The sequence below is a fragment of the Marinobacter sp. genome, assembly GCF_041687235.1.
Lineage (GTDB): Bacteria > Pseudomonadota > Gammaproteobacteria > Pseudomonadales > Oleiphilaceae > Marinobacter.
The window spans coordinates 1-24,033 of the sequence record NZ_JAWLCH010000021.1 but is presented as its reverse complement, the minus strand read 5'-3'; the positions used below and the strand labels follow the sequence as shown (position 1 = coordinate 24,033).

Annotated in this window: 19 protein-coding genes; 9 read left to right on the top strand and 10 right to left on the bottom strand. The window is 57.6% G+C overall.

Annotation, left to right across the window (positions count from 1 at the left end; genetic code table 11):
* Positions 1 to 16: 16 nt before the first annotated feature.
* Genes gph through ACESMK_RS18470 form a run of 3 tightly spaced genes read right to left on the bottom strand, consistent with a single transcriptional unit; the run spans position 17 to position 2,767 of the window.
* Complete coding sequence (gene gph, locus ACESMK_RS18480) at positions 17 to 688, bottom strand: phosphoglycolate phosphatase (RefSeq protein ID WP_373001814.1); 672 nt, start codon at positions 686 to 688, stop codon at positions 17 to 19.
* Positions 678 to 1,394 carry a bifunctional 2-polyprenyl-6-hydroxyphenol methylase/3-demethylubiquinol 3-O-methyltransferase UbiG gene (gene ubiG, locus ACESMK_RS18475; RefSeq protein ID WP_373001812.1) on the bottom strand — a complete coding sequence of 239 codons (717 nt, stop codon included), beginning with the start codon at positions 1,392 to 1,394 and terminating at the stop codon, positions 678 to 680. Before ubiG ends, gph begins: the two co-directional genes overlap by 11 nt.
* A gap of 35 nt (positions 1,395 to 1,429) precedes the next feature.
* Positions 1,430 to 2,767 carry a TRZ/ATZ family hydrolase gene (locus ACESMK_RS18470; protein ID WP_373001810.1) on the bottom strand — a complete coding sequence of 446 codons (1,338 nt, stop codon included), beginning with the start codon at positions 2,765 to 2,767 and terminating at the stop codon, positions 1,430 to 1,432.
* Between the two features lie 112 nt (positions 2,768 to 2,879).
* On the opposite strand from ACESMK_RS18470, the gene mtnA reads away from it, so the two are divergent.
* On the top strand, positions 2,880 to 3,944 hold the full coding sequence (gene mtnA, locus ACESMK_RS18465; protein ID WP_373001808.1) for an S-methyl-5-thioribose-1-phosphate isomerase: 1,065 nt from the start codon (positions 2,880 to 2,882) through the stop codon (positions 3,942 to 3,944).
* Here the strand turns inward: mtnA and ACESMK_RS18460 are convergent.
* The 4 genes from ACESMK_RS18460 to ACESMK_RS18445 form a co-directional block, all read right to left on the bottom strand.
* Positions 3,933 to 4,685 (bottom strand): helix-turn-helix domain-containing protein, encoded by a 753-nt coding sequence (locus ACESMK_RS18460; protein WP_373001806.1) that lies wholly within the window; start codon positions 4,683 to 4,685, stop codon positions 3,933 to 3,935. The two genes, mtnA and ACESMK_RS18460, sit on opposite strands and share 12 nt — an antisense overlap.
* 19 nt (positions 4,686 to 4,704) lie before the next feature.
* Complete coding sequence (locus ACESMK_RS18455) at positions 4,705 to 6,873, bottom strand: carboxy terminal-processing peptidase (protein ID WP_373001804.1); 2,169 nt, start codon at positions 6,871 to 6,873, stop codon at positions 4,705 to 4,707.
* 250 nt (positions 6,874 to 7,123) lie between these two features.
* Entirely contained in the window at positions 7,124 to 9,274 is a 2,151-nt protein-coding gene (locus tag ACESMK_RS18450) for a 3-hydroxyacyl-CoA dehydrogenase NAD-binding domain-containing protein (RefSeq protein WP_373001802.1), read from the bottom strand.
* A 33-nt stretch (positions 9,275 to 9,307) separates the two neighbouring features.
* Positions 9,308 to 10,516: an acetyl-CoA C-acetyltransferase gene (locus ACESMK_RS18445; RefSeq protein ID WP_373001847.1), complete on the bottom strand. Its 1,209-nt coding sequence runs from the start codon at positions 10,514 to 10,516 to the stop codon at positions 9,308 to 9,310.
* Positions 10,517 to 10,704: 188 nt separating this feature from the next.
* Here ACESMK_RS18445 and ACESMK_RS18440 point away from each other — a divergent pair, with 188 nt between their 5' ends.
* Positions 10,705 to 10,968 (top strand): late competence development ComFB family protein, encoded by a 264-nt coding sequence (locus ACESMK_RS18440; RefSeq protein ID WP_373001800.1) that lies wholly within the window; start codon positions 10,705 to 10,707, stop codon positions 10,966 to 10,968.
* A 14-nt stretch (positions 10,969 to 10,982) separates the two neighbouring features.
* Here the strand turns inward: ACESMK_RS18440 and ACESMK_RS18435 are convergent, their stop codons facing one another.
* Positions 10,983 to 13,448: a DUF349 domain-containing protein gene (locus ACESMK_RS18435; RefSeq protein WP_373001798.1), complete on the bottom strand. Its 2,466-nt coding sequence runs from the start codon at positions 13,446 to 13,448 to the stop codon at positions 10,983 to 10,985.
* Between the two features lie 178 nt (positions 13,449 to 13,626).
* Between ACESMK_RS18435 and ACESMK_RS18430 the strand changes: the two genes are divergently transcribed.
* The gene (locus ACESMK_RS18430; RefSeq protein WP_373001796.1) at positions 13,627 to 14,097 is read left to right on the top strand and encodes a regulatory protein RecX; all 471 of its coding nucleotides are present in this window, start codon (positions 13,627 to 13,629) and stop codon (positions 14,095 to 14,097) included.
* A gap of 27 nt (positions 14,098 to 14,124) precedes the next feature.
* On the opposite strand, the gene mltF is transcribed toward ACESMK_RS18430, so the two are convergent.
* Positions 14,125 to 15,639: a membrane-bound lytic murein transglycosylase MltF gene (mltF, locus tag ACESMK_RS18425; protein WP_373001794.1), complete on the bottom strand. Its 1,515-nt coding sequence runs from the start codon at positions 15,637 to 15,639 to the stop codon at positions 14,125 to 14,127.
* 280 nt (positions 15,640 to 15,919) lie between these two features.
* Here mltF and purL point away from each other — a divergent pair, with 280 nt between their 5' ends.
* Complete coding sequence (purL, locus tag ACESMK_RS18420; RefSeq protein ID WP_373001792.1) at positions 15,920 to 19,825, top strand: phosphoribosylformylglycinamidine synthase; 3,906 nt, start codon at positions 15,920 to 15,922, stop codon at positions 19,823 to 19,825.
* A gap of 415 nt (positions 19,826 to 20,240) precedes the next feature.
* Positions 20,241 to 20,552 (top strand): NGG1p interacting factor NIF3, encoded by a 312-nt coding sequence (locus tag ACESMK_RS18415; protein WP_373001790.1) that lies wholly within the window; start codon positions 20,241 to 20,243, stop codon positions 20,550 to 20,552.
* 9 nt (positions 20,553 to 20,561) lie between these two features.
* On the opposite strand, the gene ACESMK_RS18410 is transcribed toward ACESMK_RS18415, so the two are convergent.
* The gene (locus tag ACESMK_RS18410; RefSeq protein ID WP_373001788.1) at positions 20,562 to 21,113 is read right to left on the bottom strand and encodes an NUDIX hydrolase; all 552 of its coding nucleotides are present in this window, start codon (positions 21,111 to 21,113) and stop codon (positions 20,562 to 20,564) included.
* Positions 21,114 to 21,210: 97 nt separating this feature from the next.
* On the opposite strand from ACESMK_RS18410, the gene ACESMK_RS18405 reads away from it, so the two are divergent.
* The 4 genes from ACESMK_RS18405 to purT are packed head-to-tail and all read left to right on the top strand — an operon-like array spanning position 21,211 to position 23,727.
* Entirely contained in the window at positions 21,211 to 21,798 is a 588-nt protein-coding gene (locus tag ACESMK_RS18405; RefSeq protein WP_373001786.1) for an NUDIX hydrolase, read from the top strand.
* A gap of 1 nt (position 21,799) precedes the next feature.
* Positions 21,800 to 22,333 carry a gamma carbonic anhydrase family protein gene (locus ACESMK_RS18400; RefSeq protein WP_373001785.1) on the top strand — a complete coding sequence of 178 codons (534 nt, stop codon included), beginning with the start codon at positions 21,800 to 21,802 and terminating at the stop codon, positions 22,331 to 22,333.
* Positions 22,330 to 22,518 (top strand): DUF1289 domain-containing protein, encoded by a 189-nt coding sequence (locus tag ACESMK_RS18395; protein ID WP_373001783.1) that lies wholly within the window; start codon positions 22,330 to 22,332, stop codon positions 22,516 to 22,518. Before ACESMK_RS18400 ends, ACESMK_RS18395 begins: the two co-directional genes overlap by 4 nt.
* A gap of 18 nt (positions 22,519 to 22,536) precedes the next feature.
* Positions 22,537 to 23,727, top strand: a complete 1,191-nt coding sequence (gene purT, locus ACESMK_RS18390) for a formate-dependent phosphoribosylglycinamide formyltransferase (protein ID WP_373001781.1) — start codon at positions 22,537 to 22,539, stop codon at positions 23,725 to 23,727.
* The last annotated feature ends 306 nt before the right edge of the window (positions 23,728 to 24,033 follow it).

Below are 24,033 nucleotides of genomic sequence, written 5' to 3'. Positions count from 1 at the left end.
TCTTGAATTGGGCCGGCTATTGTAACAGTTTTGCCAGGTCCGTGACGGTGTCTGCAATGAGATCCGCTTGCCACAGGTCAATGGCTTCGGGCTGCTCGATGTAACCATAGCGCACGGCAATGGTCTTCATACCGGCATTGCGCCCGGCTTCGATGTCCCGCTCGTGGTCGCCCACATAGATGCCGGAATCCGGCTCGGTACCCATCTGACGGCAGGCCAGGAACAGGGCCTCCGGATGAGGTTTGCGCTGGCTGACGTGATCAGGGCACACCAACGCCGCGCATCGGTCTGCCAGATTCAGAGCCTCGATCAGCGGAACCGCGAAACGGGCAGGCTTATTGGTGACAATGCCCCAGGGGATGCCCTGTGCTTCAAGGGCTTTGAGGAGCTCGTCCATACCGTCAAACAGACTGGTTTCCACCGCCACGCCGGCCTCGTAGAGATCAAGAAACGCGGTGTGCTTGTCCAGGTAGTCCGGGTGTTCAGGTTCTAGGCCAAAGCCTACACGGATCATGGCCCGTGCGCCGTTGGAAACCGAGCGTCGGATATGCTCGGGAGGCAGGGCAGGCAGTCCATGCTGTTCCCGTAACTGATTCAGGCACCGGATAAAGTCCGGTGCCGTGTCGATCAGGGTCCCATCCAGGTCAAAGAGGACCGCAGAAGTTTGATGAGTGGTGTCAGCCTTCACGGATATCCCTGGCGTGCATCAGGTAGTTTACGTCCACATCCCGGCCCAGCTTGTAGACCTTGGTAACCGGGTTGTAGGTCATACCGGTAAGTTCCCGGACATCCAGGCCTGCGTGACGCAGGTGGTCTGACATCTCCGAAGGCCGGATAAACTTCTTCCATTCATGGGTGCCCTTTGGTAATAGCCTGAGCACATACTCTGCACCAACGATCGCAAACAGGAACGACTTCGGATTGCGGTTGATGGTTGAGACAAACAGGTGTCCACCGGGTTTCAGCATGGCGGCACAGGCCCTGATGACCGAAGCCGGGTCCGGAACGTGCTCCAGCATTTCCAGGCAGGTCACCACGTCGTATTGGCCGGCGTGGTCGCTTTCCTGTGCCAGTTCCTCAACGGTGATCTGGCGGTAATCGACACGGACGCCGCTCTCCATTCCGTGAAGCCGCGCGACGGCGAGGGGAGCCTCCCCCATATCGATACCGGTCACATGTGCACCGCGCTGTGCCATCCCTTCAGAAAGCAGGCCACCACCACAGCCCACGTCCAGGGTCCGTTTGCCGGCCAGGGAGACGCGCTCGTCAATGTAGTTCAGGCGCAGGGGGTTGATATCGTGCAATGGCTTGAATTCGCTCGAGGGGTCCCACCACCGGCTGGCCAGGGCCTCGAATTTGGCAATCTCGTTCCGGTCTACATTCTGGTTGGTCATGATTGGTTCTGCCTGGTGAATCAATAGGAAATCGGTTAGTCAGCCTTTGTACGGATTCGCCCGGCCCAGTCTTCAACCCGAAGCATGAGATCGGCAACGTCAATGCGGGTAAGCCGGCCATCCTGTACTTGTGGTACGCCGTTAATCCAGCTGTGGCTTACTGACCGGCCATGGTTGCTGTAAACCAGGTGTGAGGCGGGGTCATACACCGGCTGTAAGAACGGGTCGCTCAGGTCAATGGCAATGAGGTCGGCCAGTTTTCCTGCTGCCAGAGAACCCAGTTCGTGATCCCGTCCCAGGGCACGTGCCCCGTTGATGGTTGCCATCTCCAGTGCCTTGTGGGCAGATACCGCAGAGGCATCACCGGCCACCACCTTGGCGACCATGGCGGCGGTACGGAGTTCTCCAAACAGATCCAGATCGTTGTTGCTGGCGGCGCCATCCGTGCCGATGGCGACATTCACCCCGTTATCCAGAAGTTCCTGGACCGGGCAGAGACCGCTGGCGAGCTTGAGATTCGACTCGGGGCAATGGATAACGTGAGCCCCGGATTGTTTCAGCAAGCTGATATCGCTGCTGTCAATCTGGGTCATATGCACGCACTGGGTCTCGGGGCGCAGAACGCCGAGCTCCGCCAGACGGGCGGCGGGCCGTTGGCCCAGTTTCTCACGGGCCTCGGCTACCTCAAAAGCGGTTTCGTGCAGATGTATCTGGATAGGCGCCCCCGTTCTCTCTGACAGCCGGACTGCCTCGGTCATGGGGCCGTCCGACACGGTGTAGGGTGCATGGGGGCCGATGGCTGGCACGATGTAGCCATTGCCTTTCCATGTGCCTATGAAATCGGCGCCTTTGCTCAGATACTCCTCCGGACCTGCCCCCCAGGGCGTCGGAAAATCGAGTAGAGGGAAGCAGATCTGGGCTCGCATACCGGCATCGTGCGCGACCTGCGCGGCAATCTCGGGAAAGAAATACATGTCCGAGAAGGTGGTGGTGCCGGTGCGCAGCATTTCCGCCATAGCCAGTTGAGTGCCATCCGAGATGAACTGTTCGCTGATAAAGCGCCCTTCGGCCGGCCAGATATGGTCGTTTAGCCAGGTCATCAACGGGAGGTCATCCGCCATTCCCCGGAACAGGGTCATGGCTGCGTGGCCATGCATATTGATCAGGCCGGGCATGACCACGTGATGCGACAGATCGACGGTTTCCCGGGTTCGGAACGCACGATCAGCCTGCTCTTGAGGAATGACCGCGGCAAGATGGTCTCCCTGAATAATGACTGCGTAATGCTCGAGCACCGTGCCTGCAGGCTCGATCGGTATCAGCCAGCGTGCGTTGATGCGGATATCGGCTGCGGTGATGGTATCTGCCGTCATTAAACCTGCCTTACAGCGCTTGGCGCGGAGCTTCCGCGCCCTGGAAATGTAGCCCGCAAGTATAACCGTTATACTGCCAGTTTTCAGCGCTGAAAAACCGGAGCAGTTATCTATGGCAACAACCCCGAATCCTTCCCCAGAGCGCAGCATTGGTACCGTTGCAATACGCTGGCAGGGCAGCAGTCTTGAGCTTCTGGACCAACGCCTGCTGCCAGTGGAGGAGCATTGGATAACCCTGGAAGGAGCAGCGGGTGTGGCGCAGAGCATCCGGGATATGGTAGTCCGGGGTGCTCCGGCAATCGGGATCAGCGCGGCCTACGGAGTTGCCCTGGCGGCGAGGCATGCTGGTGGTGGCGACTGGAAGGCGGAAATCAAACAGTCCATTCGTGAGCTTGCGGCGTCACGCCCCACGGCGGTAAACCTCTTCTGGGCGCTGCAGCGCATGGAGCGAGTGTTTCACGCCTGCCATTCCCTTGATGAAGCAGTGAAACGTCTCGCGCAGGAGGCCGAAGCGATTCATCAAGAAGATCTGGCTGCCAATGTTGCCATGGCGGACCACGCCCTGGCGTTTATCGCAGCGGAGAGGCCTATTTCGGTGCTCACTCACTGCAACACGGGGGCGCTTGCCACCGGGGGCTATGGCACAGCACTTGGGGTTGTCCGCAGACTTAATGAAAAGAAGCTACTCAAAGAAGTGTATGCCGACGAAACCCGTCCCTGGCTTCAAGGTGGGCGGTTGACAGCCTGGGAGCTGGCCCGGGACGGGATTCCGGTCACCTTGAACGCCGATAGTGCCGCTGCGGCCATACTGGCCCGCAACGATGTGCGATGGGTGATCGTCGGGGCCGATCGGATTACCGCCAATGGTGATGTGGTCAACAAGATTGGCACCTATAGCCTCGCCGTTCTGGCCCGTCATCACAGGGTAGGTTTCATGGTAGTCGCGCCTTCGAGCACCGTCGACATGGCTCTGGCGTCGGGCGCGGATGTGCCTATTGAGGAGCGCGATGGTACCGAGGTCCGGGAGATACGGGGGATCTCGCTGGCTCCAGAGGGCGTGAACGTGTTCAACCCGGTATTCGACGTGACTCCGGCCAGCCTGATCGATGCCATCGTTACGGAAAAGGGGGTGGTACATAACCCGAACATTACCGGAATGCGGGCGTTATTTGGTTGAGGGCGGGTTGCCCTCCAGCCCTTGTTCCTCGTAGGTGGCACGAAGCTCGGCCACCTGCTGTTCCTGCTCTTCAATAAAATGCAGGGACATCTCAAAACTCTGGCGGGTGAATTCCAGCACTTTCTGGAACCCTTCATCGGAGAGGGTGCGGGCGTCATCATGCCTGCGGAAAATATTGATGAATTCCCGTTCCCGCTCAAACTGCAACGGTAGTCTCGCCACACCCCAGTCGTTCAGGATCTGCCAGACCTCCGGGTTGTAGTTGCGAGTGGTGCGCATGATGAACGGAATGGGATCGTTTCTGGCAATCAGTGCAGCAAGCCGTAGAATCAGTTCGAACGAAAGTGTAGCGGTGCCGTTCTCAATGGCTTCGAGAACCGACTTGTCCCGAAGATTCAGGGCCTCGCTCATTTCCGACAAGGTTAGCCCTGCCACTTCCCGTATGTCCTTGAGAGACTGGCCTGCCGTGAGCATGGCTCGAAGCTGGTCCTGGGAATTGATCAGGGCCCGCCCGACCCGCAGAGAGGTATCGGTCGCTCTCACCCCGAGCCGCAGAGCCGAGCCGGTCAGGCTGGCCAGGCGATCAATCAGCCCTTCAGGTGTTCGCTCCTGGCTTGTCGGTCTTTCCAGCCCTTCCACTTCCTCCAGAGAGCGCATGGCATGCAGGGCATCCAGAAGCATATCCTGGAGCATTCGCGCTTTCTGGCGGTTGTCCTGCCCGCTTGCGTCCTTGTCAGTCATGGGGGGCTGAGGTTTCCCTTTAGCGGGTTGAAGCCGAAGCCGGGGCCTGGACCGCAAACTGCTGCGGGTCCAGGATCGAGGCCATACGGCTATCGAGATCGAGCATGTCTGCCATGATGTGGCCGCCTTCCCGAATGACGAAATCCAGTTCTTCATCCGTGGAATCGAGATCCGCGGCTTGCTGGTCCTGCCAGTCCTCAAGGTCGTCCAGCGTTTCGAATGGGGGCTTGCCTTTCAGCTCCCGTCTGGCGTTGGCGATGGTCAGGCGCGTGCGTTCAATCTGTTCGTGCTGAGCACGCCGTTCATCCATATTCAGGCTGACACTGTCCGTGGCCCGCTGTTTGGTCAGGAAGTCAATTTCCTGTTGCAGCAGGCTGAACTCGGCGTTGGTGGAGAACCGTTCCTCATGGCGCTTGCGCAGTTCATCAATGATCCCGCTGAAATCAAAGTAACGGGTGTGCGGAACGGCTTCGATCTGGTCCCAGGGAAGGGCGTGATCAAGGGCGTCCTCGCCAATCCGGCTCTTGTCGATACGGGATGGAATCTCGATATCGGGAATCACCCCTTTATGTTGGGTGGAACCGCCAGAGACCCGGTAGAACTTGGACTGGGTAATCTTGAGCTGGCCATGGTTGAGCGGTCTGACGGCCTGTACTGTGCCTTTGCCGAAGGTCTGTGAGCCCACGACCAATCCGCGGCCATAGTCCTGAATGGCACCGGCGAAAATCTCGGAGGCCGACGCGCTCATGCGATTGGTGAGAACCACCAGCGGACCATCGTAGGCGACCGAGGGGTCCTCATCGTTGAGTATCTGTACGTCGTTGTTGGCATTGCGAATCTGCACCGTAGGGCCTTTGTCGATGAACAGGCCGACCAGATCATTGGCCTCATGCAGTGCGCCACCGCCGTTGTTGCGCAAATCCATGACCAGCCCGTCTACGCCCTCGGCTTCGAGCTCGGTGATGAGCTTGCGGACATCCCGGGTGGTGCTCTTGTAGTTGGGATCACCGGCCTGCATGGCCTGGAAATCGGCATAGAATGTCGGAATGGTAATCACACCAATGGTGTATTCCTTGCCGCTGCGCTCAAGACGGATGGTGTCTTTGCTGGCGCTCTGTTCTTCGAGTTTCACCTCATCCCGTTTGATGGCGATGGTCTCGGTAACAGTTTCATCGGATGCGTTCGCCGGGATGACTTCGAGGGTCACGGTTGAATTGCGGGGCCCGCGAATCAGATCCACCACCTCATCCAGGCGCCAACCGATAACGTTTACCGGCTTCTCATCTTCCTGGGCCACCGAGACAATCCGGTCCGCCGGTTCCAGCTGGCCTTGCTTGGAGGCCGGTCCGCCGGGCACCAGGCGAACCACCTTGGTGTATTCATTGTCTGATTGGAGAACCGCACCAATGCCTTCCAGAGAAAGGCTCATGTTGATGTTGAAGTTTTCGGAAGTGCGCGGAGAGAAATAGGAGGTGTGCGGGTCCCACATGCCGGTGAAGGCGTTCATGTAGGCCTGGAAGGCGTCCTCGCTGCGGGCCTGGTAGGCGCGTTTGAGTTGGCCTTCATAGCGACGCCGCAGGGTTTCAACGATGGCGTCGTCATCGGCACCGTTCAGACGTTGTGCCAGCACCGCGTTCTTTATGCGCTTCAGCCAGAGTTCGTCCAGGGCACTGGCGTCGGGCTCCCAGTCTGCCTCTGAACGATCCACCAGAATGCTTTCGTTGGCTGAGAAATCCAGGGCGTCTATACCCTCGTCGATGGTCTCCAGGGCAAACTGGAGCCGTTCAATGATCCGTTGCTGAACCAGGTTGTAGATATCAAACCCTGGCTGTAACTGCCCGGTTTTCAGCGCTGAACCCAGCTGCGTCCGGATCTTGTCGAGTTTCCCGATGTCTTCCTGGGACAGATAGATCCGTTGACCGTCAAGGTAGTTCAGATACGCTTCAAAGACATCCCCGGACAATTCATCGCTGATTCCGAGATCACGGAAATGGGTGAACTGCAACTGACGGGCAATCAGAATGTTCGCTCGGGCCTGGTCGATCGTTGGCGAGACCGGCTCGTAAACGGCTTGCGTGTCCACCTTCGCCTGCAGCCCCAGTGGCATCGACAGGAGGAGGGCAACGGCCATGGCCTTGCAAGCCCCTGCAGGAGAGCGACGAGCCATAATTCTTTCCGCGATGGTCATAAATGCTTACCTGACGGTGTGGGGCAGTAAACAGTGGTATCTGCGTTAATCTACCCGTGAGCGATTAAATTTATTGTAGGCAAGCGCCACACCCGATGCCATAGGCAGGGCGTATCGGTTCGTGACAATCTGTCCATGAAGGCGCCAGGTTGGTAACTGGACGATCATCCGTCACGGTGGCCTGTTACGCAAAGGGAGGGGCCGGGAGGAGAAGGCAATCCCTCCCGGCAATGGGTCTGTTGGTGGTTAATCAGGAAAACGGTGTATTCGTTTCCGCCTTTTCCTGCAGCAGTTTGGGAGGTGAAAAGCGTTCACCATAGCTTTCCGCGAGCTCTGATGCCCGTTCCGTGAATGCTCTCACGCCATACTGATTGATAAACTGGATGGCGCCACCGGTCCAGGGCGCGTAGCCAATGCCGAAGATGCTGCCAATGTTGGCGTCTTCCACGGTGCGCAGCACGCCTTCCTCAAGGCAGCGAACCGTTTCTATAGCCTGGATAAACAGGATGCGGTCTTTGAGCTCCTGAAGCTTGATGTTCCTGGACTTCTCGGCATCCACGAACAGCTTCTCAAGCTCCGGCCAGAGTTGCTTTTTACCGTTTGCCGGGTAGTCGTAGAAACCGGCGCCCGCCGCTTTACCCTTACGACCATGCTCGTTCACCATGGCATCGATCACGGCTTCAGCCGGGTGGGCGTTCCAGGTGCCGCCTGCAGCTTCCGTATCTTTCCTGCTCTGGTCCCGGATGTGCTGCATCAGGGTCATGCTGACTTCATCGGAAATGGCCAGCGGCCCCACCGGCATGCCAGCCAGTAGCCCGGCGTTTTCGATGCTTGAGGGGTGAATGCCTTCGCCCAGCATGCAGATGCCTTCGTTGACGAAGGTGCCGAAGACCCGGGACGTGAAAAAGCCGCGGCTGTCATTCACCACCACCGGGATTTTGCCGATCTGCTGCACGTAATCAAACGAGCGCGCCAGGGTTTCATCGGAGGTCTGTTCGCCAACGATGATTTCTACCAGCTGCATCTTGTCGACCGGTGAGAAAAAGTGCAGGCCGATAAAGTTTTCTGGCTTTGCAGAGGCTCCGGCGAGCTGGGTAATGGGGATGGTGGAGGTGTTCGAGGCGAAAATCCCGTTGGCCACCAGCCTGGGTTCTGCTTCCTGGGTGACTCTGGCCTTCAGCTCGCTGTCCTCGAACACCGCCTCGATAACCAGATCACAGCCTTCCAGATCGTCCGCGGAATCCGTGGCTTTGATACGGCCCAGAACTTCGGCTTTCTGCTCTTCGGTCATACGACCACGGCTGACCTTCTTGGCCAGCAGTTTCTCGGAGTAGCTTTTGCCTTTCTCGGCATTTTCCACGGACACGTCTTTCAACACCACGTCGATGCCGCGTGTGGCCGTCGAATAGGCGATACCTGCGCCCATCATGCCGGCCCCGAGCACGCCCACCTTGCGGAAGGTTTCCTTTTCAACGCCATCCGGGCGGCTTCCGCCTGCCTTGATCGCGTTGAGCTGGAACCAGAAGGTTCCGGTCATGTTCTTGGCGACCTGGCCAATCACCAGTTCGGCAAAGTACCGCGTCTCGATCAGGCTGCCGTTGTCAAAGTCTACCTGGGCGCCTTCCACGGCCGCAGAGAGGATGCGCTCCGGGGCCGGGTAACAACCTTTGGTTTTCTGTTTCAGCATGGCCGGAGCGATGGCCAGTTTCTGGGCCATGGCGGGATGGTGCGGAGCACCGCCGGGGAACCTGAAGCCTTTCTGGTCCCAGGGCTGCTGACATTTCGGATTGGCATTGATGAACGCACGGGCCTTGGTGATCATGTCGTCGGCAGAATCGGCCAGTTCATCCACAATACCCGCTTTCAGGGCGGCTTTCGGATTTACCTTCTTGCCTTCCATCAGGAAGGGGAAGGCCGCTTCGAGGCCAATCATCCGCGGCAGGCGCTGGGTGCCGCCACCGCCCGGTAGCAGGCCAAGGGTCACTTCCGGCAGGCCCAGCTGGATACTGTCGTCGTCGATGGCAATACGGTGATGGCAGGCGAGGGCGATTTCCAGACCCCCGCCCAGGGCGGTGCCGTTGATGGCAGCCACCACGGGTTTGCCGCTGGTCTCAAGGAAGCGCATGTCGGCTTTCAGGCCATTAACCATCGTTTCAAAGGTCTGGGCGTCTTCCCGGGTAACTGTGTGCAGCTCTTTCAGGTCACCACCGGCAAAAAAGGTTTTCTTCGCAGACGCTATGATCACGCCGCGGATGTTGTCCAGGTCACCTTTCGCTTTGGCGGCGGTTTCTGAAAGCGCTTCCCGGAAAGCGGAGTTCATGGTGTTGGCGGACTGGCCGGGCATGTCGATAGTGAGGGTCAGGATCTGGTCTGAACCCAGTTCGTAACGGATGGCGCTCATATTCTGTTCTCCTTCAAGAAAAAGTGGACGGGTTCAGACGCGCTCGATGATGGTGGCAATACCCATACCGCCACCGACGCACAGGGTCGCCAGGCCGTAGCGCAGCTCCCGGCGCTCCAGCTCATCAAGCAGAGTGCCCAGAATCATGGCCCCGGTGGCTCCCAATGGGTGGCCCATGGCGATCGCGCCGCCGTTCACGTTCACTTTTTCATCGGGAACGGACAGTTCCCGCTGGAAGCGCATCACCACTGAGGCAAAGGCTTCGTTCACTTCAAACAGGTCGATCTGGTCTGCGGTCATGCCCGCTTTTTGCAGCGCCTTACGGGCTGCCGGGGCAGGGCCGGTGAGCATGATGGTCGGATCTGTGCTGGTAACCGCTGTCGCGACGATGCGGGCACGGGGCTTCAGGCCCATGGCCTTGCCCTTGGCTTCGCTGCCAATCAGCATGGCAGTGGCGCCATCGACAATTCCGGACGAGTTGCCGGCGTGGTGTACGTGGTTGATCTTTTCCACATAGTGGTACTTTTCCCGGGCCACGCCGTCGAAGCCCATTTCGCCCATCATCTGGAAGGAGGGTTTAAGGCCGGCAAGGGATTCAACTGTGGTATTGCCACGCACATGTTCATCACGATCCAGAATAATCACGCCGTTCTGGTCGGTGACCGGAATGATTGACTTCCCGAAGTAGCCGTTCTGCCATGCGTTGGCCGCTTTCTGCTGGGATTTCACCGCAAAACCATCGACATCTTCCCGGCTGAAGCCTTCAATGGTGGCGATCAGGTCTGCGCCGATACCTTGCGGCATGAAACCCGTGTGCAGATTGGTTTCCGGATCTGTGGCCCAGGCACCGCCATCGGAACCCATCGGTACCCGAGACATGGCTTCCACGCCACCGGCAACCACCATATCTTCCCATCCGGAACGTACTTTCATGGCCGCCAGGTTGACCGCCTCCAGTCCTGAAGCGCAGAACCGGTTCAAAGTGACACCCGCTACTTTTTCATCCCAGTCTGCCGCCAGAGCTGCGGTTTTGGCGATGTCAGCACCCTGATCGCCAACAGCAGTCACGCAGCCCATCACAATGTCGTCCACCTGGGCGGTGTCCAGGCTGTTTCTCTCCTGCAGCGCGTGGAGCACCGTGGTCAACAGCGTTATGGGTTTGACGCTGTGGAGTGATCCGTCTTTTTTACCACGCCCTCTCGGGGTGCGGACTGCATCGAAGATATACGCCTCGGTGGTCATTGCTTGTCCTCTGGTCATGTTGTTTTCGGGATTGATCTACCGATGACACAACCATAGCCGTTTGCGGCCGCGGGGTGTAATGACGCGGGCTGCCAATCGGATTGGCGAAATTGCTCATGAACCATGACAAGCGGAGGCGAGGCTTCTATGGTGTTAGGAAGCGCTGTTTGATTCAGGGGGCGAAAGCCATGTCTCTGCGAGATGCGATCGACAATTTTTACGAGCGGCTGGTGGTTGATGCGATTGATGCGACCCGGGAGGAGTCTGACACACCGGACTATCTCACAGACGTGATGTGCGTAGCCCTCAACCGCCTGCCAACGCGATATTATCGCCATTCAATCGACATGATGTTTTATCTGGCGGACGAGGAGCTCAAGGACATGAAACAGAAGTCCCTGGCCGCCGTTCAGGAAGCCAGGGAGTTTGTCAGAGAGCACCAGCGGGAGTAAAACCGCTGGCTTCCTCAGGGCTGTTGCAGGTTGGCCAGTGCCTTGTTCAGGCGTTCGGCGAGTTCCCGGCTTGCGGACACACCGGTTCCACCAAGGCACCAGCTGGCAACCAGCTGTTCGATGTCCTGCAGCTGGTTGCCGCCATTATCCGAGGAGCCCATGCCATCGGCGAGGCGCTGAACCTGAATTTCCATGCGACGCTTCTGATCCGTATCCGGTGACGGAACGCCACACAGTATTTCCGCGCGGATAACCAGTTCCACCGGCTCATAGGTGTCCAAGGTTTCTGCTAATGCGGACCAGTGCTCCGGTGCAGCGTCACTGGCCGCTTCACCGGTTGCGGTAGCGAGAACCAATGACTGCCAGGACGCCATTTTTGCGCGCAGACGCAGGCTGGAGAGAATCTGGTTCAGTCGCTGCTTTTCCTGCTGTACCTGTTCCCTGACATGCTTGGAGACTGCAGCGGCGTTAATTTCCTTGAGGGTGGCCAGCGCAGTGGTCACTGCGTGTTCTCCGCTATCCGCCGTTACCCCTGACGACTGCTGCAGGCCTGCCTGTGCCGACTCGTCTGCGGCCCGGGAGGCCTGCTGCTGCTCTGAACGCTCAGCATCCCGACGGGCGAAGATCTGGTCACAGGCCTTGCGGAAGGCCTGCCAGAGTTTCCTGTCTTCCCGGTGCCGGGTAATTCCAATGGCTTGCCAGTCCGCCTGCAGTGCTTTGGCCTGAGTCATGGCATCCTGCAATGGTTCGTGGTCCACCAGAGCCTGTGCCTTTTCCACGATACCCTGTTTCAGGCCCTCGTTTTTGCGGCGCTCCTCATCCAGAGGCGCTTCCAGTCTCTTGAGCAGCTCATCGAAGCGTTTCTGAACCGCCCGGTTGTCCCGGAATTCCACCGGCCATGCCTCCTTCCATTCCTGTCGGGCGGTCTGGTGGATGCGCTCGGCGGCCTTCCAGTCGATGGCCGACCAGTCGGCATTGTCCAGAAACTTTTCCAGTTGCTCACAAATGGCGGATCGCTTCTCGAGGTTGGCCTGTTTGAGGCCGGATTTTGCCGAGAAATAGGCTTTGCAGGGCTCGTAGGCCTTATCCGAGGCAGCCTTGAAACGCGACCAGAGGGTGCGGTCGGAGGAGCCGCCCAGGTCACGCCACTCGTTCTGTAGTTCCTTGATCCGCTCGGCCTTGGCTTCCGGATCCATGGGCTGCTCAGCCAGATATTCCATTTGCTCACACAGGGCGATCTGCTTTGGCTCGGTGGCGAAGCCTTGCCAGTCTGAGAGCTCCCTCAATTGTCCGGCCAGCAGTTGCATGCGCGCCTGATAGGGTTTCCCGTGGCGATGGTCCAGATCCCGGAAGTGTTGCTGGGCGGTTTTGAACAGCTGTTTCGACTCTTTCAGCTGTTTGGCCTCGAGGGCTTCCTCCAGCTGTTTCAGATCGGCTTCCAGGCGACTTGCCAGGGCGGTCTGTTTTTCATGGTCCACCCGATTTTCAGTCGGTGCCTTGCGTTTACCCGCCTGTTTGCGAAGTGGTTCCAGGAGCAACGGAATGGGGTAGCCCTCCGGCCAGTTGATCTCCGCAATCAAGGTTTTTGCCTGGGCGCGCTGCTCGTCTGTCGCGTCGTCCTCTGATTCCAGAAGAGCGCCAAGCTCGTTGATGGTGTCCCGCTCCTGGGTAATTCGCCGGATAGCGCTCAGATAGTTGCGCAAGGCCAGCATGGCAGCCTCGTAGGTTTTCTGCTCGTGCTTGTCGACGGAGGTCTCCCTGGTTGCTTCCAGCCAGCGGTTTTCCTGGGTCTTCTGCAGGGCGTCCAGAGAGGCTAGTGAGGGCAGGGTCTCTGGCGTTTGTGCCTTGAGTTCATCCAGTGTGCGGGTCAGCAGTTCGAGGGTTTCCTGTCGCTGCAGCTGCTGCTCACGCTGTCGCTTTTCGTCGTCGGCAGCTGATTGCAGGTCAGCAATACGCGCTTTGCACCGATGTGTCGCTTCGAGGAACGCTTGCGTCTGCTCCGGTGTGGCGTGCGCTTCCACCTCTGCCCACTGTTTCAGCAGGGATTCGAGCCGGGCCTCATAGAGCTTGGTATCGTCGCTCCGCGCCTGGTCCTGTGCGTGGCGGATCAGAGTGGCAACGGTCTGGCTGATGCTCTCCAGGCGGGCCTTTTCCTCCCGTCGTTGCTGGAGCGCCAGTTTGACCGTCTGGTAGACCCCTTTGTCCCGGCCCTTCGCCTGTCTCTGTACTTCCTGGAGGCTGGCTTCGTCAGTCAGTCTGCCGGCCGCGCTCTGGCGGATCTCCGCGGTTACGCCGCCAATGGCGAGTTTTGCCAGAACAGACTGTGATGGCGAACTATCCAGTGTTCTGAGCTGTTCTTCTCTGCGGTCTGCACGCGTATCGACCTGCTCAACAGGTTCGGTCTGCGGGGTTTTCCGATGCTTTGGAGTAGTCTCGGTTGTTTTGCGGGACTTGAACAGTCTCTGGATGAACGCGGCCATAAGTGTATCCTTTGGTATTGAAACCAGTTCACGGTGTCGGGCAGAGTACGCCGCCACCGGCCATCGGCCTCCGGGTGTGGGTGCCGGGGTAGTTTTGATGGCAAGCCAATCGGGCTGGCCAGCCGAGAAATTTCGCGGCTAGTCTAGCGTTTTGTGTATGTGTGCGGAAAGGGTCTGTATGGCAAAACCGGAAAATCAGGACGATCAGGAGTACAAGGCCCGGGCGACGGCTCTCAGGTTGCTTGCCAGAAGAGAGCACAGCCGACTGGAATTGAGCCTGAAACTCCGCCAGAGAAAGGTGCCGGGCGACATAATCGATACTGTCCTGGATGACTATGAGAAAGAGGGTTGGCTAAATGATGACCGGTTTGCCGACGTTTATGCCCGCCAGAGAATGGATCTTGGTTACGGACCGCTGCGGATTCTGGGCGAGCTCCAGCAGCGAGGGGTGCACAACAGCCCGGAGTGTCTTGATCAAATGACCGAGGAAGACTGGTGCCAGCAGGCCATCCGTCTCCGGGAGAAGCGGTTTGGCCTGACGGATCTCAGTGAAGACTGGGACGAAAAACTGCGTCAGGCGCGTTTCCTGAATCGTCGGGGGTATTCTGCCAGCCAGGTGGAGAGGGCCCTGGAGATTCGCTCTGACTGAGCTTCGAAGGCCCTGTAGGCCTGCGGTCTAGAGGGTCGGCGGGATCATTCCGAGCTCTGCCGGCAGGCCCGCCCGGAGTTTGTCGTCCGTCTGCAGCTTGTCGCTCAGGCTGCCTGAACCTCCGCTTTCCTCCATCTGTACGATTTGCTCTTTTTGTTCTGCCACTGGTGCGGTCGGTTCGTTGAGCCGCGCAAGGACATCGTAGTAGCGACGGATATTCTGAACGTAGATCACCGGCTCGTGGCCCCGGGCGTAGCCGAAGCGGGTTTTGGTATACCATTCCTTCTGCGCCAGTAGCGGCAGGAATTCCTTCACATCCATCCACCGGTCGGGGTCCCTGCCCGCACCTTCGGTCAACCGACGGGCGTCTTCAAGGTGTCCAAAACCTACATTGTAAGAGGCCAGGGCGAACCAGGTACGGTCTGGCTCGGGTATCCGCTCAGGGATTTTCTCGTGCACTATCCGGAAATACTTGGCGCCACCTTGTATGCTTTCTTCCGCATCCAGCCGGTTATTGATGCCAATATGGCTGGCGGTGTTGCGGGTCAGCATCATCAGGCCACGGACTCCTGTGGGCGATACCGCATTGGGGCGCCAGTGGGACTCCTGATATCCGATGGCGGCGAGCAGTCGCCAGTCCATGCTGAAGTCTTTTGCATAGTCGCGAAACAGGGATTCGTACTTGGGTAAACGGTTTTCCACATGGTGCATGAAGGTGCGTGCACCGACGTAATTCAATCGGTCAAGGTGGCCATAGAAGCGCTCGGAGATTTGGGCCAGGGTGCCATTGGTCTTGAGAGTCTCCAGAAACTGCCGGGCGGCCCGGGCCAGGGAGTCATCTTGAGTCGACGGGAAAAACCAGGCCAGTTCACTGGGTTCACCAACAGCAAAGGCTTCTTTTACCATGGGGTAGAAGACGTGGTTCAGATCGAGTTCGTTTGACGACACGATCGCATAGGGAAATTCACCGCGTTCGACCCGTGTCAGCACACCTGCTACATCAAGCCTGGGGTGCACCTGCCATTGAAGGTCAGGGATTTCCCTGCGGGATTCCGTGAGTCGGTGTTCATGGTTGCTGTCGGCCACGACGTGAATCGTGTTTCCGGCAAGATCCGCCAATGAAGAGGGGCGCTCCGCATCCCGGTTGTAAACGAGAATCGACTGGGCGGTAATGCCGGTTTGTACCGTGTGGTATTGGCTGGCACGCTCGGGCTGATCAGAAAGGCCGGCCATGCCAAGGTGAGCGTAATTTTTGTCCAGAACCGAGAGAATTTCAGTATTGTCATCGGCAACACGAATGCGGAGCTTTACGCCCAGTTCATCGGCAAACAGTTTCGCCAGCTCGTAATCGTAGCCGGTTGGACCGTCTTCCCCTTCGACATAGATAGAGGGCGCCATACGGGTAATGACATGCAGTACTCCCTCATCCCGGATTTCTTGCAGGGTACTGGGTTGAGAGCAACCGGTAATGGCGAGGGCGGTGCCAAGTAAAAGCAGTGTCCTGGCAGATGCGCCTTTGAATGCAGTAAGAATTCTGGACAAGTCCCTGGTCTCCGTCACGGCTGGATCATCGGTTGCGGCATCACTGGCAGCCCTGCAACTGTGTCTCTCCTGAGCGTGGATTCCCTTTCCACGCTGTCAATGATCCTCGGTGTCGGAGGTCTGGTCAATAAAACTGGTTAATTAATATGCAAAACAATGTTAATTGTACGGGGCGGGATTAACACTGCAAGCGCTGTATCCTGGTCCCGCTTTCGAGTATCATGTCGGCCTTTCAAATTGCACCCAGACTTCCCCGTTTCGCGCGATACAGGTTGATATCATGCTTGAACTTCGCGGCGCACCCGCGCTTTCGCCATTCCGTTCCCGCAAATTGCATTCCCGAATTCAGGATATCGTGCCTGAAGTCGAGCATGTCTATGCAGAGTTCATGCACTTCGTCGATCTTGAGTCGGACCTGTCGGACGCTGAACAGGCCATACTGGACCGGCTGCTGACCTACGGTCCCAGTGTCCCGGTGGAAGAACCGGACGGGGTTTTGTTTCTGGTCGTGCCGCGTCCCGGTACACTCTCGCCCTGGTCCAGCAAGGCGACCGACATTGCCAGGAACTGTGGGCTGCGCCAGATTCACCGGATTGAGCGGGGTACTGCGTTCTATGTTCGCTCTGGCCGAAAGTTGGGCCTGGAGCAGCGTGAAAAAATCGCGGCTCTGCTTCACGATCGGATGACCCAGAAGGTATTTCACGAGATGGGCGGTGCGGAACTGCTGTTCAGCCACGAAGAGCCGCGTCTCCTGGGGCGGGTTCCCGTCCTGGCCGGTGGACGTGGCGCGCTGGTAGAGGCGAATTCCCGTCTTGGTCTGGCGCTTGCCGAGGACGAAATCGACTACCTGGTGAAATCCTTCACGGATCTTGAGCGGGACCCGACCGACGTTGAGCTGATGATGTTCGCTCAGGCCAATTCCGAGCACTGCCGACACAAGATATTCAACGCGTCCTGGGATATTGATGGCGAGGGCCAGGAAAAATCCCTGTTTGCCATGATCCGCAATACCTTTGAAATGAATAGCGAAGGTGTCCTGTCCGCCTATAAGGATAACGCCTCTGTTATTCGCGGCAGCCGCGGCGGCCGCTTCTTCCCGGATCCGGAAACCGGTGTTTACGGTTACAACGAAGAAGATATTCATATCCTGATGAAGGTGGAGACTCATAACCACCCGACAGCGATAGCCCCGGCGGCAGGCGCTGCAACCGGTTCCGGCGGCGAGATCCGCGACGAAGGTGCAACGGGCCGTGGCTCCAAGCCCAAGGCTGGCCTGACTGGGTTCACGGTGTCCAACCTGAACCTGCCGGAGGATCCCCAGCCGTGGGAAATCAACTATGGCAAGCCCGAGCGGATTGCGTCAGCCCTCGATATCATGATTGAAGGCCCGATTGGTGGTGCCGCGTTCAACAACGAATTCGGTCGCCCGAATCTGGCCGGGTATTTTCGGACCTTTGAAGAGAAAGTACCCGGCGCCGCCGGTGAGGAAGTTCGCGGTTATCACAAGCCGATCATGATTGCTGGCGGTCTTGGCAACATCCGCGAGGAGCATGTGGAAAAGGGCAATATCCCGGTGGGTGCCAAGCTCATCGTGCTGGGTGGCCCTTCCATGCTGATTGGTCTTGGCGGTGGCGCAGCCTCGTCCATGGATTCGGGCTCCAGTAACGAGAACCTGGATTTTGCCTCAGTGCAGCGGGACAACCCGGAGATGGAGCGTCGGTGCCAGGAAGTAATTGACCGCTGCTGGCAGATGGGCGAGAGGAATCCCATTGCGTTTATCCACGATGTGGGTGCCGGCGGCCTTTCAAACGCCATGCCGGAACTGGTGAAAGACGGCGGTCGCGGCGGTAAGTTCGAGCTCCGGGATATTCCCAGTGACGAGCCGGGCATGTCCCCGCTGGAGATCTGGTGTAACGAGTCTCAGGAACGCTATGTGATGGCCGTAGCTCCGGAAAATCTGGAGCTGTTTGATGCCCTTTGCCGTCGGGAGCGTTGCCCCTATGCGGTGATCGGTGAGGCAACGGAGGAGCATCACCTGGAGCTGGGCGATTCCTACTTTGACGACAAGCCCGTCGACCTGCCGATGGAAGTGCTGTTCGGAAAACCCCCGCGCATGCACCGGAGCGTCAGCCGTTCTTCCTTTACCAAGCCGATTTTCGATTCCACCAGGATCGATCTGGATGAGGCCATTCGCAGGGTTCTGCGTTTGCCCTCGGTCGGCTCCAAGAGCTTTCTGATTACCATCGGTGATCGAACCATTACCGGTCTTGTTGCCCGTGACCAGATGGTGGGGCCCTGGCAGGTACCGGTTGCCGATGTGGCCGTGACTGCAAGTTCCTTTGATGTCCGCACCGGCGAAGCCATGGCCATGGGCGAGCGCACACCGGTTGCAACCATTGATGCCCCGGCATCCGGTCGTATGGCAGTAGGCGAAGTCATTACCAACCTGGCAGCGGCGCCGATCGGGAAACTGTCTGATATCCGGCTTTCGGCAAACTGGATGGCAGCGGCCGGCCACCCGGGTGAAGATGAAAATCTCTACGAGACCGTCCGTGCGGTGGGCATGGAACTCTGTCCGGAGCTTGGGATTACCATCCCGGTCGGGAAGGACTCCATGTCCATGAAGACCATGTGGGAAGAAGACAACGGCGAGCAGAAGAGTGTTACAGCACCGCTTTCGCTGATTGTCAGTGGTTTTGCTCCGGTGACGGATGTTGCCAGAACACTGACACCCCAGTTGGTAAGAGAGGACGGTGAGACAGATCTGATTCTGGTGGACCTGGCCGCCGGTCAGAATCGCCTTGGCGGCTCCGCTCTGGCGCAGGTCTATCGTCAGGTCGGTGCGGTGGCGCCGGATCTGGATGATCCCGAGGACATCAAGGCTTTCTTCGCGGTGATCCAGGGCCTGAATACCGATGGCAAGCTGCTGGCTTACCATGACCGCTCAGACGGTGGTCTGTTCGTGACGCTGGCCGAGATGTGCTTTGCCGGCCGCTGCGGTGTCGATATCAAGCTGGATGGTCTGGCGGAAGATCGCAGCCAGTTTGCGAGAGAATTGTTCAACGAAGAACTGGGTGCTGTTATACAGGTGCGTCGGGAAGACACCGGTTTTGTCCTGCAGCAGTTCTCTGCGGCAGGCCTGGGTGACTGCATCAGTGTGATCGGCAGCCCGAACGACACCGACCGCCTCAGGCTCACCTTCGAAGGTGGCACGGTTGTGGACGAATCTCGCGTGGAGCTGCAGCGTTTGTGGGCTGAAACCAGCTATCGCATACAGTCTCTCCGGGACAATGCCGATTGTGCCCGGGAAGAGTTCGATAACCTGCTTGATGCTGAGGATCCCGGTCTTCACGCCGAGCTCACTTACGATATCAATGAGGATGTAGCAGCGCCCTACGTTAATAAGGGCACTCGTCCGAAGGTGGCGGTTTTGCGTGAGCAGGGTGTTAACGGCCAGGTGGAAATGGCAGCCGCTTTTGATCGCGCCGGTTTCGATTCAGTTGATGTACACATGAGCGATCTGCTCTCTGGCCGGGTAACGCTGGATGGCTTTAACAGTCTGGTTGCCTGTGGCGGCTTCTCCTACGGCGACGTGCTTGGTGCTGGCGAGGGATGGGCCAAGTCGATTCTGTTCAGCGACCGTGTCAGGGACCAGTTTGCAGCCTTCTTTAACCGCCAGGACACCTTGGCGCTGGGTGTTTGCAATGGTTGCCAGATGCTATCCAACCTGCACGAGCTGATTCCCGGCAGCGAAGGCTGGCCCCGCTTTGTGCGTAACCAGTCCGAGCAGTTCGAAGCGCGTCTGGTGATGGTGGAGGTAATGTCCTCGCCGTCCGCGTTCATGGACGGTATGGCCGGGTCTCGCATGCCGATTGCGGTTGCCCACGGCGAGGGCAGGGTTGAATTTGCAAGCGGTACCTCGGCAGAGGCGCTCTCCGAGAACGAACTTGTGGCACTGCGCTACGTGGATAACCGGGGGCAGGCAACGGTTCGTTATCCCTATAACCCGAATGGCTCGGAAGCCGGAATTACCGGGGTTACCACCCGGGACGGGAGGGTGACAATCATGATGCCGCACCCGGAGCGGGTGTTCCGGGCTGTGCAGCACTCCTGGCGTCCGTCAGAGTGGCAGGAAGACGGTTCGTGGATTCGCATGTTCAGGAATGCGAGGCGCTGGTTCGGCTGATTCCCCGCTTTGAGAAAAGCCGGTTTTGGATGCGTTCGACGCGAGCGTCTACTCCAAAGCCGGCTTTTTTATTTGGCGCCCCGATTCTGTGCGTTTTTCAAGGAAAAAAAGCGGCAAAATTGGCAAAAATTCCCTTGACTCAGTATTTTTATGCACATTGCTGGTGCCTTCCTGTTTGTTCTGTGAACAAAGGGCGGGAATTCGGTTCAACTTTTGCGCAAAAGTTATAACCTACTGAAAAATAAAGAATAAATGAATCAGGTGATTTTGTCGCCAATTTAACGAAAGTGCAGTGATTACGGGGTTTGGGGGCGTGTTCCCAAAAACTTTCCCCAGAGTTATCCACAGATTCTGTGGGTAAGTGTCTAAGCCATTAATCTGTACAAAAAATATCCGATCCTAGGGAGGGTTTTCGATGTACAAGATGTGTTATTTCGTTCCGGAAACTCACGTTGAGCAAACCAAGAAGGCGTTGTTTGATGCCGGAGCCGGACGCATTGGCGATTACGACAGTTGTGCCTGGCAATGCCTTGGTCGAGGGCAGTTTCGTCCACTTCAAGGAAGCGATCCTTTTCTTGGCAAGGCCGGTGAAATCGAGGTGGTGGACGAATACAAGGTTGAGTTGGTTTGTACCGACGAACTCATACAGGATGCCCTCGCGGCACTGAAGCGAGCCCATCCCTATGAGGAGCCCGCTTACGAGATCTATCGAATGGAGGACCTGTAGTTTTCGGCTTTATTTGCGGTCTTTAGCCATGGGGTGGCGGATGTCGCTGACGTGAACGCCGAACGACTCACTTCTATAGTCGGACAGGAATAGCTCCAGGGTTCGCTTCACAGTTGGAAATGAGATTTCGTCCCAGGGGATTTCATCCAGCCCGAATAGTCTGGACTCAAGGGACTCTTCTCCAGCACCGAACTGGCCGTCTTTCAGTGTCGCCCGGTAGAACATATGAACCTGGTTGATGTGGGGGACGTCGATTATGGAATAAAGGCCCTCGATGTTAACTTCAGCGAGAGCTTCTTCCAGGGTTTCTCGTTCGGCGGCTTCAATGGTGGTTTCGGCGTTCTCCATAAATCCGGCCGGCAGTGTCCAGTAGCCATAGCGCGGTTCGATGGCCCTTCGACAAAGCAGGATCCTGCCGTCCCACACCGGAACGGTTCCGGCGACGATGCGAGGGTTCTGGTAATGTATGGTATCGCAGCTGACACAGACATAGCGGTGCCGGTTATCGCCTTCGGGGATGCGTTGTTCAACCGGTTGGCCGCATGTGCTGCAGTACTTCATGATTTTCCCCGTATACTGAAATTGGTGTGGTAGTCAGTTTAACGATCCAGACTGCCTCTGTCTCATCCAAACTCCGGATGTCCTGTGGAGACAAACATTGCGTGATTTACTTGCCGAGCGTCTGGCCGGCTATGCGCCGCGGCAGTTGGCCCTTGATTATCCCGAAGCCGGGATACTGGTTCCGATAACCGATGATCACAGGAACCCCGAGATGATTTTTACGCTCAGATCGGAGAATCTGAGCACCCATCGTGGGCAGGTGGCCTATCCGGGCGGGAAGCGTGATCCAGGCGATCCATCCCTTGCCGCGACAGCACTGCGTGAGACCCACGAAGAAATCGGGCTGCCGCCGGACCAGGTCCATATTATCGCGCCCCTCAGCCAGGTGATGTCCCGTTACGGTATTCTTGTGACGCCTTACGTTGGTGTGATTCCAGGGGATCATCCACTGGAGCCCAATCCACATGAAATCGAAAGCGTATTCAGGGTGCCCCTTTCTTTTTTTCTCGAGGATAAGCGGGAACGAACGGACGCTCTGAATTTCCTTAACCATACTTTTTATGTGCCCTGCTACAGGTGGGAGCGCTACCAGATCTGGGGGCTGTCTGCAGTGGTTCTGGTTGATTTCCTGAACGCTGTGTACGGTGCCGGAATTGACCTGCTTGAACCGCCCGAAGGAGGCTGAGATGTTTTACCAGTTGAATGATCGAACACCAGAGTTGGAAGGGGAAGGACACTTTGTGGCTGACAATGCATCAGTTATTGGCCGGGTACGGCTGATGGAAAATGCCAGCGTCTGGTTTAACGCGGTCATCCGGGGCGATAATGAATTGATTACGGTAGGGCCGGATACCAACATTCAGGACGGGTCTGTCCTGCATACAGACCCGGGTATGCCCCTGACTCTTGGCAGGGGCGTTACTGTTGGTCACAAGGTTATGCTGCATGGCTGTGAGATTGGTGACTACTCGCTGATCGGCATCAACGCCGTGGTACTCAATGGGGCAAAGATCGGTAAGCATTGCCTGATTGGTGCCAATGCCCTCATTCCAGAGGGAATGGAAGTGCCGGACGGCTCTATGGTTGTGGGCTCGCCCGGCAAAATCAAACGGGAACTGAATGACAGCCAGAAGAAGATGCTGGAAATGAGTGCGCAGCACTATGTGCAGAATGCCGCTCGCTACGCCAGTGAGCTCAAGCCCTGCGAGCCTGAAAAGTGAGTGTCGCTGATAAAGTGCGCTCACCGTGCGTAAGTATCTGCGCGCTCGATGAGCATGATATCTGTGTGGGCTGTCACCGGAGCGGAGATGAAATAACTCGGTGGAGTCGTATGGATAACGAAGAGCGGCGCGATGTGCTTCGAAAGGTGGCGGAGCGCGAAAAGAAATCCCTGATTCACGGCTAATAGAGGTGCTTGCACATCATGACTGAGACAGTTCGAATTGGTACTCCCCTCAAAGGCAGCGCCTTCAGGGTTCTCTTTTGCGGCTCCGGTGAGCTCGGAAAAGAAGTGGTTATCGAGTTACAACGTTATGGTGTTGAAGTCATTGCCGTGGATCGTTACGCCGATGCACCTGCCATGCAGGTGGCCCATCGAAGCCATGTGATTGATATGCTCGACGGGCCCAGCCTGCGCCGCATTATAGAGCAGGAGAAGCCGGATCTTATTGTTCCCGAGATCGAGGCCATTGCAACACCGGAACTTGTCCGGCTCGAAGAAGAAGGTTATCGCGTTATTCCCACGGCCAGAGCCGTCAATCTGACCATGAACCGCGAAGGTATTCGTCGGCTTGCCGCTGAGGAGCTTGGTTTGCCCACTTCACCCTATCGGTTTGCGGGCACGCGGGAGGAGTACCTGGCAGCGGTAAGGGAAATCGGCCTGCCCCTTGTGGTGAAACCCGTCATGAGCTCGTCAGGCAAAGGGCAGAGCACCGTCAGGAATGATGACGAGATTGATGCCGCATGGAATTACGCCCAGTCTGGCGGCCGGGCTGGTAAGGGGCGGGTGATTATTGAAGGTTTCGTGGATTTTGATTACGAGATCACTCTTCTGACCGTCAAGCACCGGGATGGGGTGTCTTTCTGTGAGCCGATAGGCCACAGGCAGGAAGACGGTGACTATCGTGAGTCCTGGCAACCGCAGCCAATGGCTGCCCTGGCCTACGAACGGTCAGCCGAGATTGCCAGGGCGGTGGTCGAAAACCTTGGTGGTTACGGAATTTACGGTGTGGAGCTGTTCGTAAAAGAGGACAACGTCTGGTTCTCAGAGGTTTCGCCGCGGCCCCACGATACCGGCCTGGTGACACTTGTTTCCCAGGAGTTGTCCGAATTTGCGCTGCACGCGAGGGCGATCCTCGGCCTGCCCATTCCCGTTATCCGTCAGAACGGGCCGTCAGCGTCGGCCGTGATTCTTCCGGAAGGGGAGTCAGTAGACGTCTCCTACTCAGGCCTGGAGTTGGCGCTTTCCGAACCGGATACCCAGTTACGACTGTTCGGCAAGCCGGAATTGAAGGGGCGCCGTCGTATGGGGGTCGCGCTTGCCCGGGGTGTTTCGGTTGAGGAAGCGCGGAAAAAAGCGCGGAACGCTGCCGCGTCGGTTGTTGTTGAAGTGTGAATCTTTGCGCAATTGAGTTGTCATAGACCTGGATCGGAAAAGGGGCTGGTCACCGGTTTTGAAAAAAATCAGAAGGAACCGTTGACACCCTCTGAGAGGTCTGTAGAATGCGCATCTCTTTCGAGGGGTAAGCCACTCAGGCAGCTCGAAAATCGAAAGGCAACTGTTTGAAAGTACTGAAGAAAACGAGTTTTAAAATTCTTCAGGTAAACGGTTGACAAGGCAGCGGAACGATGTAGAATACGCGGCCTTGATTGAGCAACAGCTCAAACGCTCTTTAAAAAGTTGACCAAGTAATTCGTGTGG

Bases quoted from the DNA above. Each gene is read 5' to 3' on its own strand.
- ubiG (WP_373001812.1), bottom strand. From the start codon at position 1,394: ATGACCAACCAGAATGTAGACCGGAACGAGATTGCCAAATTCGAGGCC.
- ACESMK_RS18470 (WP_373001810.1), bottom strand. From the start codon at position 2,767: ATGACGGCAGATACCATCACCGCAGCCGATATCCGCATCAACGCACGC.
- mtnA (WP_373001808.1), top strand. From the start codon at position 2,880: ATGGCAACAACCCCGAATCCTTCCCCAGAGCGCAGCATTGGTACCGTT.
- ACESMK_RS18460 (WP_373001806.1), bottom strand. From the start codon at position 4,685: ATGACTGACAAGGACGCAAGCGGGCAGGACAACCGCCAGAAAGCGCGA.
- ACESMK_RS18455 (WP_373001804.1), bottom strand. From the start codon at position 6,873: ATGACCATCGCGGAAAGAATTATGGCTCGTCGCTCTCCTGCAGGGGCT.
- ACESMK_RS18450 (WP_373001802.1), bottom strand. From the start codon at position 9,274: ATGAGCGCCATCCGTTACGAACTGGGTTCAGACCAGATCCTGACCCTC.
- ACESMK_RS18445 (WP_373001847.1), bottom strand. From the start codon at position 10,516: ATGACCACCGAGGCGTATATCTTCGATGCAGTCCGCACCCCGAGAGGG.
- ACESMK_RS18440 (WP_373001800.1), top strand. From the start codon at position 10,705: ATGTCTCTGCGAGATGCGATCGACAATTTTTACGAGCGGCTGGTGGTT.
- ACESMK_RS18435 (WP_373001798.1), bottom strand. From the start codon at position 13,448: ATGGCCGCGTTCATCCAGAGACTGTTCAAGTCCCGCAAAACAACCGAG.
- ACESMK_RS18430 (WP_373001796.1), top strand. From the start codon at position 13,627: ATGGCAAAACCGGAAAATCAGGACGATCAGGAGTACAAGGCCCGGGCG.
- purL (WP_373001792.1), top strand. From the start codon at position 15,920: ATGCTTGAACTTCGCGGCGCACCCGCGCTTTCGCCATTCCGTTCCCGC.
- ACESMK_RS18415 (WP_373001790.1), top strand. From the start codon at position 20,241: ATGTACAAGATGTGTTATTTCGTTCCGGAAACTCACGTTGAGCAAACC.
- ACESMK_RS18410 (WP_373001788.1), bottom strand. From the start codon at position 21,113: ATGAAGTACTGCAGCACATGCGGCCAACCGGTTGAACAACGCATCCCC.
- ACESMK_RS18400 (WP_373001785.1), top strand. From the start codon at position 21,800: ATGTTTTACCAGTTGAATGATCGAACACCAGAGTTGGAAGGGGAAGGA.
- purT (WP_373001781.1), top strand. From the start codon at position 22,537: ATGACTGAGACAGTTCGAATTGGTACTCCCCTCAAAGGCAGCGCCTTC.